This is a genomic window from Enterococcus dongliensis, assembly GCF_031927985.1.
In the GTDB taxonomy this organism is placed as follows: domain Bacteria; phylum Bacillota; class Bacilli; order Lactobacillales; family Enterococcaceae; genus Enterococcus_A; species Enterococcus_A dongliensis.
Genome location: NZ_JARPZC010000004.1, coordinates 59,981 through 74,051, shown reverse-complemented (window position 1 = coordinate 74,051; position 14,071 = coordinate 59,981). Strand labels below are relative to the sequence as shown.

General features: G+C 36.9%; 13 protein-coding genes. 10 read left to right on the top strand and 3 right to left on the bottom strand.

What is annotated here, in order from left to right; translation table 11 throughout:
* Position 1: 1 nt before the first annotated feature.
* From aroA to P7D84_RS04520, 7 genes are all read left to right on the top strand, one after another.
* The gene (gene aroA, locus P7D84_RS04550) at positions 2–1,285 is read left to right on the top strand and encodes a 3-phosphoshikimate 1-carboxyvinyltransferase (RefSeq protein ID WP_311805257.1); all 1,284 of its coding nucleotides are present in this window, start codon (positions 2–4) and stop codon (positions 1,283–1,285) included.
* The gene (locus tag P7D84_RS04545) at positions 1,285–1,788 is read left to right on the top strand and encodes a shikimate kinase (protein WP_311805255.1); all 504 of its coding nucleotides are present in this window, start codon (positions 1,285–1,287) and stop codon (positions 1,786–1,788) included. Before aroA ends, P7D84_RS04545 begins: the two co-directional genes overlap by 1 nt.
* Positions 1,788–2,636: a prephenate dehydratase gene (pheA, locus tag P7D84_RS04540; RefSeq protein ID WP_311805253.1), complete on the top strand. Its 849-nt coding sequence runs from the start codon at positions 1,788–1,790 to the stop codon at positions 2,634–2,636. The genes P7D84_RS04545 and pheA overlap by 1 nt, the downstream gene beginning before the upstream one ends.
* A gap of 93 nt (positions 2,637–2,729) precedes the next feature.
* Entirely contained in the window at positions 2,730–3,908 is a 1,179-nt protein-coding gene (locus P7D84_RS04535) for an LCP family protein (RefSeq protein WP_311805252.1), read from the top strand.
* A gap of 79 nt (positions 3,909–3,987) precedes the next feature.
* Entirely contained in the window at positions 3,988–4,830 is an 843-nt protein-coding gene (locus P7D84_RS04530; protein WP_311805251.1) for a fatty acid kinase binding subunit FakB, read from the top strand.
* Positions 4,831–4,989: 159 nt separating this feature from the next.
* Positions 4,990–5,469, top strand: coding sequence for a DUF6530 family protein (locus tag P7D84_RS04525; RefSeq protein WP_311805249.1), 480 nt, complete (start codon positions 4,990–4,992; stop codon positions 5,467–5,469).
* Between the two features lie 26 nt (positions 5,470–5,495).
* Positions 5,496–7,727 carry an AAA family ATPase gene (locus P7D84_RS04520; protein WP_311805247.1) on the top strand — a complete coding sequence of 744 codons (2,232 nt, stop codon included), beginning with the start codon at positions 5,496–5,498 and terminating at the stop codon, positions 7,725–7,727.
* Positions 7,728–7,769: 42 nt separating this feature from the next.
* On the opposite strand, the gene P7D84_RS04515 is transcribed toward P7D84_RS04520, so the two are convergent.
* The 3 genes from P7D84_RS04515 to P7D84_RS04505 are packed head-to-tail and all read right to left on the bottom strand — an operon-like array spanning position 7,770 to position 9,613.
* Entirely contained in the window at positions 7,770–8,309 is a 540-nt protein-coding gene (locus P7D84_RS04515) for a TIGR01440 family protein (RefSeq protein WP_311805245.1), read from the bottom strand.
* Between the two features lie 15 nt (positions 8,310–8,324).
* On the bottom strand, positions 8,325–8,819 hold the full coding sequence (locus P7D84_RS04510; protein ID WP_137603098.1) for an ECF transporter S component: 495 nt from the start codon (positions 8,817–8,819) through the stop codon (positions 8,325–8,327).
* Positions 8,816–9,613 (bottom strand): bifunctional hydroxymethylpyrimidine kinase/phosphomethylpyrimidine kinase, encoded by a 798-nt coding sequence (locus P7D84_RS04505; RefSeq protein WP_311805243.1) that lies wholly within the window; start codon positions 9,611–9,613, stop codon positions 8,816–8,818. The genes P7D84_RS04510 and P7D84_RS04505 overlap by 4 nt, the downstream gene beginning before the upstream one ends.
* A 153-nt stretch (positions 9,614–9,766) precedes the next feature.
* On the opposite strand from P7D84_RS04505, the gene P7D84_RS04500 reads away from it, so the two are divergent.
* The 3 genes from P7D84_RS04500 (at position 9,767) to P7D84_RS04490 (ending at position 14,052) form a co-directional block, all read left to right on the top strand.
* On the top strand, positions 9,767–10,390 hold the full coding sequence (locus P7D84_RS04500) for an SDR family oxidoreductase (protein WP_311805241.1): 624 nt from the start codon (positions 9,767–9,769) through the stop codon (positions 10,388–10,390).
* A gap of 206 nt (positions 10,391–10,596) precedes the next feature.
* Positions 10,597–11,166, top strand: a complete 570-nt coding sequence (locus P7D84_RS04495; RefSeq protein ID WP_311805239.1) for a hypothetical protein — start codon at positions 10,597–10,599, stop codon at positions 11,164–11,166.
* A gap of 786 nt (positions 11,167–11,952) precedes the next feature.
* Positions 11,953–14,052: an LTA synthase family protein gene (locus P7D84_RS04490; RefSeq protein ID WP_311805237.1), complete on the top strand. Its 2,100-nt coding sequence runs from the start codon at positions 11,953–11,955 to the stop codon at positions 14,050–14,052.
* Positions 14,053–14,071 lie beyond the last annotated feature (19 nt).

Below are 14,071 nucleotides of genomic sequence, written 5' to 3'. Positions count from 1 at the left end.
AATGAAACTATTGAAAACAAATTCAGGGGTCAATGGTGCACTCACTGTACCGGCAGATAAATCGATTTCGCATCGCAGCATTATGTTTGGTGCAATCAGTCAGGGAAGAACAACGATTCACAATTTTTTAAGAGCGGAAGATTGTTTGAGTACGATCGCGGTCTTTAAGGCACTAGGTGTGACGATTAACGAAGATGGACAAGATATTATCGTCGAAGGAGCAGGGTTCAACCAGTTGCAAGCACCTAAGGAACGTTTAGATGCAGGAAATTCTGGGACGACATTGCGCCTAGTATTAGGAATTTTAGCAGGGCAGTCTTTTTCTTCAAAAATAGCAGGAGATACCTCATTAAATCGCCGACCAATGGAAAGAGTCATGGGACCATTGCGAGAGATGGGAGGAAAGCTGAGCGGAAGTAATGGCAGCGAATTTCCACCGATTGAAGTGCAAGGCAGTCTTTTATCAGCAATCACCTACGAAATGCCGATTGCAAGTGCACAAGTGAAATCAGCGATTCTTTTTGCCGCTTTGCAAGCAGAGGGTGAAACAACGATTATTGAAAAAGAAAAATCACGCAACCATACAGAAGAGATGATCAAGCAATTTGGTGGAAAGATCGTTGTAGAAGATAAAAAAATCACCGTACCTGGAAGGCAACAACTCATTGGACAAGAAGTGACAGTTCCTGGCGATATTTCTTCTGCTGCTTTTTATCTTGTAGCTGCCAGTTTATTGCCAAATAGTAATCTGCGCTTAAATCATGTCGGTGTCAATCCAACACGTACAGGTATTTTGGATGTATTAACTGAAATGGGCGCAAACATCCAACAGTTAGCTTATGATCCACAAAACCAAGCAGCAGATTTATTGATCCAATCAGCTGTGTTGAAGGCAACAACAATTGGAGGAGAAATTATTCCACGCTTAATCGATGAGTTGCCGATTGTTGCATTAGCCGCGACCCAAGCGAACGGGACAACGGTTATCTCTAATGCCCAAGAATTAAAAGTGAAAGAAACAAATCGCATCGATGCGACAGCACAGGAATTGAATAAACTAGGGGCTAAGATCGAAACAACAGAGGATGGATTGATTATTCATGGGCCGACACCTTTGCATGGTGGTGTTGTCGATAGTCATGGTGATCATCGAATCGGAATGATGCTGCAGATTGCGGCATTGTTAACGGAAGAAACAGTTGAGCTACATAAACCTGAGGCTATCAATATTTCTTATCCAAACTTTTTCAGTGATTTAAGCTTATTAATAAAGGAGGATGCTTAATGGAATCAATCGTCTTAATCGGTTTTATGGGAGCCGGAAAAACTACTGTCAGTAAAAAACTTGCCGCAGCATTAAATACCCGTGTAGTGGATATGGATGATGTTTTAGTTGAACGAATCGGTCAACCAATTAGTGAATATTTTGAAGAACATGGCGAAGCCTCATTTCGTGAACATGAGACAAATCTTTTAAAAGAAGCATTAAATGAAGATTCCATCATTGCCACAGGCGGCGGTGTGATTTTACAACCGGAAAATCAAAAAGTATTATCAGATAAATTAGTCGTTTATTTGAAAGCTCATGCAAATATCTTAGTCCAACGAATTCGGGAAGACAAAGTAAATATTCGCCCCCTAGCAATCAAAAATGACGATGGGGATTTGAAACGGTTATTCTTTTCAAGAGAGAAACTCTACGAAAAATTAGCAAAGATCACGGTGGATACTTCGGGAAAATCCCCACAAGAGATCGTCGCTGAAATCATACAACAGGTCGCTTCTTAATGAAAGTGGGTTATTTAGGACCAAAAGGGTCATTTACCTATAGCGCTGCGGTGAATTTTTTCAAAGAGCGTGAATTGTTTCCGTATGAGTCTTTGACAGCATTGCTTGAAGAACAGAGAAAAGGCACGTTGGATTATTGTATTGTACCGATTGAAAATACGATTGAAGGTTCGGTCTTGCCGACATTGGATTTGATTTTCCAAACATTGCCAACAATCCAAGCTGAAATCGTCCTACCGATTCAACAACAACTGATGGTCCATCCTGATCATGCTGATTTTTGGAAAGAGATTGAATTGATCTGTAGTCATCCTCAGGCACTGGCACAATCACAAGTCTTTTTATTGAATCATTTTCCAACTGTCGATATAGAACAAATCGGTTCCACTGCACAAGGCGCCAAAAAAGTAGCCGATCATCCCGAAAAAAAATATGCTGCAATCGGTTCAAAAACTGCGGCCAAACAATTTGGCTTAACGATTGTGAAAGAAAATATCCAGTCAGTCAAAGAAAATGAGACACGTTTTTGGGTCTTAGGAACACAACCATTAACAAAAGCATTGCCTCAGAAAAAAAAGAAAGCAACTATTTTGTTTGATTTAGATTCAGATCATCCTGGAGCACTGTACAAATGTCTGGCTATCTTTTCAGATGAAAAAATCAACTTAACCAAAATTGAATCGCGAACTCAAAAAACGAAACTGGGAGAATACTTTTTTATTATCGATCTTGAAACTCCTGAAGAGGAAAAACTGCAAAAAGTGCTGCAACGGTTAAAAGAGCAGAGATTCACGGTAACATTGATCGGTAATTATCCCACTTATATACCAAAGATTAGAAAATCTTAGTTAAGGTTTTCTAATTTTTTTTTGGAAAAATAAGACAAAGGTCAAATGATTTGCTATTTTATTAGTGATAGCAAAGAGATGAAGAGGTGCGCTATGAGTCGAATGGACAAATATAAAAAAATCCACGAGGAAAGTCAAAAAGAAGATAAGAAATCTTCTGCCTTTCGACGTGAAGCAAAGAAAAAACCAAAAGAGGACGAGAGACCTTATTTTGACGAGACTAGTTACGAAAAACAAAGAATATATCAAAAACCACAAAATGAACATTATTATGAGGATCCTTATCAAGAACCGAAAAAGAAACGCTTTCGATTCAATCGTATCCCTATAAAGAATCCATTTAAACGATCAGCAAAAAATCCTTATGAACAAAAACCGAAAAAAAAGCGCAGTTGGCGAAAAACGTTATTTCTAGTATTGATTTTACTCTTCGGTTACTCCATAGTTGCGTTTGGTATTGGAAATTTTGTTGCCAAACATGATTCTTCCATGGCTAAAATGGAAAAACAAGAGTTCAATGGTGTGGCATCAGAAAATGGCACTAAAAATATTTTACTCTTAGGAAGCGATACTCGTGACAATATTAGCGGCCGGTCGGATTCTATGATGGTATTGCAAGTTGACGGACATGGAAAACCTAAATTGATTTCTTTCATGCGTGACATGTACGTCGATATCCCTGGTGTTGGACAGAATAAATTAAATGCAGCCTATGCCTATGGTGGCGCAGATCTTGTTCGTCAAACGTTAAAAACTAATTTTGGAATCGATTGTCGTTACTATGCAATGGTCGATTTTCAAACCTTCGAAAAAGGAGTAGATACACTTTTTCCTCGTGGTGTACAGATCGATGCAGAAAAGGATATGAGTGCCTATATTGATGAACCGATAACAAAAGGGCCACAACGAATGAACGGGCATACTTTGTTAAATTATGCGCGTTTTCGAATGGATGAAGAAGGCGATTTTGGTCGTGTTCGTCGCCAACAACAAGTGATGCAGACAGTTTTTGGCCAATTAAAAAATCCGCTTGTATTATTACGCGGACCTTATGCTGCTGGAAAAATCTGGGGGTATTTATCAACAGATATGCCAACTATCTTTCTACTAGGAAATTTATTTAACTTTGCTAAAGCTATTGGAGGAATCGAACGGTTGACTTTGCCAGTTGATGGTTCATGGACGTACATCGATACCGCCAATGCAGGTAGCGCATTAGCAGTTGATACCAATCAAAATGCGCAAGCAGTGCAAGAATTTTTAGGGGAGTAGTAGAATTTTGATTCCCATGAAACTACGAGTGTGCTATATTATAACTATTGTAAATTTTGATTGAAACGAGGAAGCGAGTATGAAATTAGCGATCGTGACAGATAGTACCGCTTATCTGAATGAACGCACGCGCAATCATAAAGATTTATTTGTTATTCCGATCCCGGTTATTATTGATGATCAGCCTTTTGAAGAAGGAGTCGATATCGGTTATGAAGAATTTTATCAAAAGTTGAAAAACAGCAAAGATTTCCCAAAAACCTCTCAACCGGTTCTTGGTGAAGTATATGACTTATATCGCTCGATCAAAGAGCAAGGCTACGATACCGTCATCAGTATCCATCTATCTGAAGGAATCTCCGGCTTTGTACGGACTTTAACGGCAATTAAAGCAGACATCGACGGATTACAAGTCATTCCTTATGATTCAAAGATCACCAGCGTTCCAATGGGGTATATGGTGGAAAAAGCACTTGAAATGAGCGACGAAGGAAAATCATTAAACGATATTTTGCTTGCGATTGATTTGATCCGCGATACAACAAATGCTTACATTATTGTCGATGATTTAGATAATCTTGTTCGCGGCGGCCGCTTGACTAATGGTGCAGCGATTATCGGTGGTTTATTGAAAATCAAACCGATTCTAACTTTTGATGAAGGAAAGATTGTTTTAGCTGAAAAAATTCGTTCACTGAAGAAGGCCTTACAACGTACGGAAGAAATCATTGAAGAACGGCATAAAAACGATCAAGATCTGCGTATTTTTGTCATCCATGGGAACAATCCCGAGTTGGCTCAGCAAGAGTATGAAAAATTGAGTCAAAAATACCCTGAAGCAACGATTGACATCGGCACATTTGGTCCAGTCATCGGAACACATTTAGGAGATAAAGCCATCGCTTTAGGTGTTGCAAAATAAAGTAAAACTCACTAGAATTAGTGAGTTTTTTTGTCGTTGATAGAAGTTAGTTGCAAAAATTGTAAGAATTGCGTATCCTTTCTTCATTAGTCCGTTAGTCGTTTACTAAATTAGTAAACGACTAACGGATAAAAGAATTGTTCAGGGAGGAAGTTACTGATGAAAATACCAACAAATCTGAAACACAAACCAGTTTTTTTAGTAGATGATTACGATAAAATCGATGGTCATAATGCGTGGGATAGCGATGCCAAAGGCTTAACGCTTGGTTTAGCTCAATGGAATGATCGTGGTCGAGTCGACATCTCAGGGAAAGTTTGGCGCCATACAGGAGAAAAATGGTCGCGTCAGTCAGAAGAACTGCCTATCACCCGAATTTTAGATTTAGCGATTTTAGTGGCGCAATCAAGTATTTATCTACAAGATGCTTACCGCTATGAAAAATTTTATAATCCAGAAGATCCAAAAGTAGAGATTATTGGATTACAAGGCGGTCGGATGGAAGTAACAGTTGATACTGAAAATCCTAAAATTGACGAGGACATTATTTTATTCAATGATACAATGAATAAAGATGGCGATTTGATCGCCCAACGTTATCGAACCCTAAAACGTTTGTTAGATGAATTAGGGTATTAAATTTTCAACGTACGAGGTGAGTGAAGATGGATAAATCTTTTGTAGTTACAGAAGATCGGCGTTTTACTAAAGTAGAAGAACAAATGATTTGGCAGAAACCAGCAAGTCATAAAACAAGTCAAGAAGAATTACGGATTGCTACTGAGATCAAAAACAATTGGCTAGATCCTGAGATGAAGATCATGAATATTCTGTTAGAAGGTGATGCCGGTTCAGGGAAAACACAATTAGCACGTGCACTTTCAGCTGATTTACACCTTCCTTACACAAAAGTAACTTGTTTTGCTGATATGGATAAAACAGATGTCTTTGGTGCATTATTACCAGTTGTAACCACAGATGAGAATGAAGATCAAGAACTTTTAGAAGCTATTTATCAGACCGATTCATTACAAAGTGTTTTAAGTTTAATCGAAGCTCATTTTCAAATCGATGCAAATCAAGCGAAGGAACGATTAAGTAAATTAATTGAACGGATTGACCAAAGGGAGCAATCCAGCAATATAGACTATAAATTTTATCCTTCTGAGATCGTTCGCGCTATGCAGAAGGGGTATTTACTTGAGATTCAAGAACCTACAGTCATTCGTGACGCCTCAGTATTAGTTGCTTTAAACTCTGCATTAGAGCCCAATGGTCTATTAAACATTCCTACTGGTATTATTCGCCGTCATTCAGACTGTGTCGTAGTGATCACTACTAATCGTAATTATCAAGGCAATCGGCCGCTAAATGAATCGTTGCGTGATCGCGTACAACATGCGGAAAAGATGGATTTGCCATCTATCGAAGTGATGATCGAACGAGCAATCGCCAAAACTGATTTCATGGCACGTGATTATTTAGAGATCATGGCCAAAATAATTCGATTACTAGATGAGACTGCAAAAGCAAATGCGATCAAAGGTGTTGCCGGCATGCGCTCATATTTTTTCTGGGTCAACAGCTTAAAACAAGGTCAAGATCCTTTAGAAAGTATGTTTCCTAAAGTATTATACAAATTGACGACTGATGAAACAGAATTACAAATCTTACAAACAGCGTTAGAACAAAGCGGTTTTTTAAGAGAACTTCAACAAGTTAAAAATCAACAAAAGCTGCAACAAGGTCGGAAAATCAGTCAAGCTGAAGCTGACCGAAGAAACATCGTAGAAGAAGCTGAATCAGCTACATTAAAAAATGAATCACTTGCTGAGGACCAAGAAAAGGAAAATGTAGCAACAGAAACCATTGAATCCGCATCAGCAGAAGAAAAAAACAAAGAACCGCTAGATATACCAACAGAGAGGAAAACTTCTGATAGTGAAGCAAAAAGCACGACAGCTTCACTTGCTGAAGAAGACAAAATCGGCTCTGCTATGTCCTTAGATGAACTAGCTGAAATGGATAAAGAGAAACGCAAAGCATTGAATCGTGAAGTTCGAGAAGTATTAAAAGAGACGATTCACGCTAAGGAAGGAACGATCTTGCATCGTCCAAAAATTACAGAAACGGATTTAGAACAAGGACAGATTTTAACACAAAAAGTTTTTCCTGAAGTTGAAAGTCTGAGTCGAGTAATTAATGACTTGTTAGACAAGGAGATCAGTAATGATTTTTCTAGCGGCAGCTATTATGGTGCACGTTTTAATTCTAGCCATGTTGCTTATGGGGATTTACGAAATTTTGACAAAAAAAATCCACCAAATGATCAACCATCTTTGGCATTAGCTGTGAGAGTCGATGAATCTGGTTCGATGTTACGAGATGATCGAATGACAACGGCAAAATTAGCGGCGGTAGCTTTGAGTCTTTTTGCCGAAAAGACACAGATTCCCTTAATGCTGTACGGTGATTCAGCGGATCTCAGTCAACGAGAGAAAACTTCGATTTATTCTTACAAAGAATTTGATGATTCCTATGATTTTATGGCAGCAAAAATTGCGACAATGAAACCGCGTCAAAATAATCGCGACGGGGTCCCTTTACGTTTATTGGCAGAAAAACTCAATCAACAGAACGCAGATACTAAGGTGTTATTATCAATCAGTGACGGACAACCTAAAGCTTTGCCAGATTATACTGGAGAAAAAGCAAAGAAAGATATTCAAACTGTTTTAAATGATTACCAGCGACAAGGAATTTTGTTTATTGCTTGTGCCATCGGAGAAGATAAAGAACAATTGAGAACATTGTATGGAGAAAATAATTTTGTCGATATCTCGGATATCACGACGTTACCACAACAGTTATTACGATTGATTGCTCGTTTTATTTAAAAAAGATGTGCTCAGTTTTCCTGAGCACATCTTTTTTAGCGATTAATAAGTCGCGCGTGGGCCACCAATATATTTTGGTCGACTGCGTAAAGCTGTTACGTGAGCACTGCCTAATTCCTTAATCGAAGGACGCACGGGCACTTGAACATGTTTTACGTGCATTCCAATGGACGTATCACCAATATCAATGCCAGCTTGGGCTACGATGTGTTCCACTTCAACTGGATCAGAATATTGTTCAAAAGCCGCAACCGAGCAAGAACCCCCAGCGTGTAATGCTGGTTTGACAGAAACGATCTCCCAATTTTTCTTTTCGGCAAGTGTTCGTTCAACTACAACTGCACGATTGATATGTTCACAACCTTGAACAGCTAAATAAATATCTTTAGGGTCAAGAATTGTCTTTAACGTCTCGATGACCCATTGACCAGTTTCTTGACTAGAATTTTTCCCAATTGTCCCGCCGACGATCTCGCTAGTGGTACAACCTAAAACAAAAACATCTCCAGCCTTTAAATTTGCTGCAGCTAATACATCGTTAACGATAATTGTTAATTCTTGTTGTAATTTCTCTTTTTCCATTTTTAAAACTTCTTTCTATTTGTATTGGGGATGACGTAAAACTTTTTGCAATGCTTGGAAAAGCGGTAAAGTAACAGCAATTCCAAAAATATTTTGAACAGCATTACCAGGTAGTGAAGCAAGTCCCGCAGCCCAACCATAAAGTAGTGCGGTAGCTAAGGCATAACCAATCATCATGAACAGACTAGCAAGTGGGAATCCTAAAAATAGTCCTTTTCGATTGGGAAATTTATTATACAAATAGCCCAATAGAAATCCCTGAACACCGTGGATTATAATAGAGAAAATTGCCCACTCGGGATAACCAGAAATCAAATCGATCAAGCCACCACTCAACGCACCGACTAAGAAACCGCCAGTAGGACCAAAAAGTAATGCAGAAGCATAGATCCCAACTTCACAGAGCGTTACAAAGCCCTTAGTTGCCGGTATCGGGATAATGAACATAATAGATAGTGTCACAGTCAGTGCCACCATCATAGCTAATTTTGTCATGTCTTTTGTTTTCATGTTTTTTCCTCCGTTTCTACATCTTTTCCGTACCACACATTGCCTTCGCCGCTGTTTAAAATGATACCGCGTTGGATACTTTGATAGACAAAGTCTTTGCTGTTTGCGATAGCTGTCGGTAAATCTTTACCTAAAACTAAGTTTGAAGTAATCGCAGAAGCAAAAGTACATCCAGCTCCATTAATCGTCGTTTTAGCTAGTTTTGGTTTTGAAAAAATCTGGTATGTGTTGCCATCATAAAACAAATCAGAAGCCAGGTCACCGGCTAAACGTTCACCGCCTTTGATGACGACAGCAGGTGCTCCTAAGTCAATCATTATCTGAGCCGCTTGTTTCATCTGATCTAGATTGGTGATTACTTGCTGACTTAATAACTCCGCTTCTTTCAGGTTGGGTGTAATAATTGTAGCAAGTGGAAAAAGTTCAATTAATCCATTTCGATAAGCTTTGCTGTAAATTTGATCAGATTCTTTAAAAGCCATTACTGGATCTATCACAATTGGGCCGATAAAATCAGCTAAAAATTTTTTTACAATCAAAAGTGACGCAATATCATGAATCAGACCAAGTTTAATACCTGATAGGGTTACTTCTTGTTTGATAGACATTAATTGGTCTTGTAATAGACTTGGGGAAAGATCATTGATCTCGAATTGGTGGTCTTTTATAACAGCGATACAAGTAATCGCCGTTAGACCAAATAAATGATGATTCTCAAATGTTTTTAAATCTGATTGCAGTCCGCCACCAGCCAATGTATCTGAACCTGCAATCGTGAGTACTGTTTTTGTCATAGATAAACTCCTTACTGCATTCATTATAAAATGTACACTAAAAAATAAAACAGCCAATTGGTTGTTTTATTACTCATCCAATTTTAAGTAGAAATAGTTGTTCCATCTAATAAAATGAGTTAGCATAATCATGAAAGAAAGGGGACAAGGTTTATGAAAATATTTATAGCAGGGGCAACCGGACGTGTAGGAGAAGAATTGACCAAAAAATTGAGCGAGCAAGGTCATACCATTTACGCTGGTGCACGACAGGAGGAGAAGTTAACGAAAAATGCCTTCGTCCAGCCAGTTCATCTAGATTTACATCATTCTGTATCAGAAATTGCCGAAACATTAGCTGATGCTGAAGCAGTATATTTTGTTGCAGGTTCACGTGGAAAAGATTTGTTGCAGACTGATTTATTTGGTGCTGTAAAATTGATGCAAGCCGTAGAACAAAAAAAGATCAAACGTTATATCCATTTAAGTTCACTGTTTGCTTTGCAGCCAGAAAACTGGCATCCATCATTGACTGATTACAATATTGCAAAATTCTTTTCAGATAATTGGCTGATAGAACAAACCCAATTAGACTATACGATTTTACAACCAGGAAGTTTAATAGAAAGACCCGGAAGCGGCAAGATCACTACGAACATCACTGGAGGAACAGAAAATTCGATTGAGGATGTCGCGAGCGTTTTAGCTGAATTGTTAGATCATGATAATACTATCAAAAAGATCATCCTGATGGGATCGGGCGAAACACCGATCGCCGAAGCAATCAAACAGATTTAAAAAGTAAGCTGTTCAGTGATTTGTTCTTACTGGATGGCTTTTTTAATGTTTAGTTGTTTGCTAAGAAAAAAAATCATCTATTTCTTAGTTTTTCATGCAACTTAATGATAAAATAGGTGAGACCAAAAGGAGATATTCTGTAGTTAATGAGTTAACTTAATGGATCTTTAAATCATTCCATGGTTTGAAAGTGAAGAGGGGTTCAGATGATCCGAAAAAGAAAAATTATAAACTACTATATGAAAAAGCAAGGATTTACTAAACACGACGCAAATAAAACAGCTGACAAGACACGTCCAGAGTTTATAGAAGCAAGAACAATCTATCTAACATTGTTTAATGATACAAAACCAACGTTTGCAGATCGAACAGAACATGAAAAAATTTTACGTGTGTATCAAGTTTTTAGTTCTATCGCTTTGTTTTGCTATATTATTTGGTTGTTTTTAAATGGCTATCTAAGTCGTGCACAAGTAGCAGATAATTTTCTGTTGATCCTTTTGTTGATTAATTTAGCGATAATTAGTCTGTTAAATGAGAAGATAACTGAAAAAATCCACGATAAGAAAATAAATAAGTTGTTTCAAGAAGATCCAGAAGCACTAAAAAAACTATTACGTATAGAAGAGATTAAAAGAGAGGTATTCCGTGCTGAATATCCTGAAATCAAACTGGTAGAAAATCGTAAGCAGACAACAGAGACAATAAATACACCTGAGACAAGAATAAAAATATTTTTTTCACAAGTAATCGAAAAATTAAAAAGTAGAAAATAATCACCGGATGAAATGATAAATTTAGGTGATTATTTTTATGGTCTAATGTTTGTGGAATGCATCAATTTACGGACTAAAAATATCGCATACAAAATATATGATTTTTTTAACCAATTAAGTTCATTAAACAATCAATTTTACTCTTAAATAGCTGATAATTGGCTAGTTAACAAAACTTTAGTTGACGTCGCTAAAGACAGAAAAATTATTTTACGATGGAGATTATTTTGGCTAATATTTATATTGACCAGTAAGCAATTAGAATAAAATCTGATTTAACCATTATTTTAAGAAAAAAATTGCTTTTTTATTGCAAATATCTCTAAATAAAGCATCTTTTAATGAAAGATACGTAAGAGAGATAAACGCAAGTTGCCAATTGATCTGATAGAAAATTGATTGATTTCCCAGTATTTAACTTTTGTTAATGTATATTATGTAAACTAAAATAAAAATTTATTGTTCTTTGCCAATGTTTTATCTATTTATTAACTAATGGAACTAACTTATTACAAATTTTACTTTGAAGATATCGAAATGACTTATTCTAGCATGATTGTCGCTACTTTAATCATTAGTCATTCTTTATCCGTTACTTACAACGTAAAGTTGTTGTAACTTGATAATTGATTTTAACTATCGGTTTGTTAAGAATTACTTACATTCTAATGAATTATCGAATGAAATGCTGTTATATCAACGGATTTCTCTCGGTTTAGTTTGACCTTGTGCTAAAAAAACGATAAACTATTTAAGAAAATGAAAATAATTGTAAGGAGCATGAGAATGTTTCATTTAAAAAAATATAGTGATTTTATTAAGACTAGAATTGGATTTTTTAGCTTATTGATCGGTTTGCTTTGGTCGAAAAATATGTTTGCTTATCTAGTTGATTTTCATCTAGGGATCCAAAACTTCATGCAATTATTTATTTTGCTGATTAACCCACTAAGTGTTTCCATGCTGCTGCTTAGTATCGGATTGTTTATCAAACGAGAAAAAGCTGCCTACGCAACATTGTTTATTATTTATGGATTATTGACGATCTGGCTTTTTTCTAATGCTGTTTATTATCGAGAATTTACCGATTTTATTACTATCAATACGCTGCTTGGTGCCGGTCAGGTTTCGACAGGTCTAGGCGAAAGTGCTGTTCGGTTATTTCGTTGGTATGATATTTTTTATATTTTTGATTTATTCGTCTTCCCTATTTTATTCTTTAAAAGAAAAATCAAAATCGATAAAAGCTATCCACGTTTTCGCCAAGCTTTTGCCTTGTCTGCAATCGCTTTGTTGATTGGCAGCGGAAATATTCTCTTTGCTGAGATTGATCGCTCTGGCTTATTGAGTCGCCAGTTTTCCCGTGAATATTTAGTAAAGTATCTTGGTGTGAATGCTTTTACACTTTACGATAGCTATCAGACATATCAAAACAACCAGATTCGTGCGGAAGCTAGTCCTAATGATCTTAAAGAAGTAAAAAGCTATGTCAAAGAGCATTATGCAAAACCTGATGATGCCATGTATGGAATTGCCAAAGGAAAAAATGTAGTCTACATTCATTTGGAGAGTTTCCAGCAATTTCTAATCGATTATCAGTTACCTGATGAAAATGGTGTACCTCATACAGTCACTCCGTTTTTAAATAGTTTGTATCACGGAGAAAGCACGTATAGCTTTGATAATTTTTTCCACCAAGTAAAAGCTGGGAAAACTTCTGACGCTGAGACATTGATGGAAAACTCGCTATTTGGTTTGAATCAAGGTGCACTATTTACTCAAATGGGCGATAAAAATACTTTTGAAGCTGCGCCTAATATCTTGAAACAAAAGGCAGATTATACTTCAGCAGTCTTTCATGGGCATTCAGCATCTTTTTGGAATCGTGACAAAACTTATAAACACTTAGGTTTTGATTATTTCTTTGATTCTTCTTATTACGATATTAATGACGATAATTCCTTTCAATATGGAATGCATGACAAACCCTTCTTAAATCAGTCTGTCCAGTATTTAGAGCATCTGCAACAACCTTTTTACGCAAAATTTATTACGGTATCAAACCACTACCCTTATTCTCAGTTTAAAAATGATGAAGATGGTTTTCCATTAGCGAATACAAAAGATGAAACAATTAATGGTTATTTTGCGACGGCAAATTATTTAGATACTGCATTGAAAGAATTCTTTGATTATATGAAAGCAAGTGGTTTATACGAGAAGTCGATTTTTGTATTGTATGGTGACCACTATGGCATTTCGAATACGCGAAATAAAGATTTAGCTCCCTTATTAGGAAAAGATTCTTCTAATTGGACAGATTATGATAATGCCCAGTTGCAACGTGTGCCGTTTATGATCCATATCCCTGGAACAACGACTGGCGGAATCAATCATACTTATGGCGGACAAGTTGACGCACTCCCTACTTTACTTCATTTATTGGGAGTTGATTCTAAAAAATATCTACAACTAGGTCAAGATTTGTTCTCACCTGAACACAAGCAAGTCGTCGCTTTTCGTGACGGTGATTTTGTGACACCGGAATACACTTTCTATGGTGGAAAAATGTATGACAATCAAACAGAGCAAGTAATTGATGAACCGACACCTGAACAAGAAAAATTCTTTGTTGAATTGAATCAAGACGTAGATCAACAGCTGATTACTTCAGATAAAATCACTAATGGAGATTTGTTGAGATATTACCAAGATAGCGGCTTAAAATCAATCGACCCAAGTTCATTTGATTATCATGATCAAAAAGCGCGGATGGAAGAAATCGAACGCCAAAAAGGGACACAGTCTTCAAGTCTTTACAGTGAAAACAATCAACGATCCACGGTCGGTTTATATAAGACAAAAACCTATCAACAATACGAATAAAAAAACTCCAGCTTAGCTG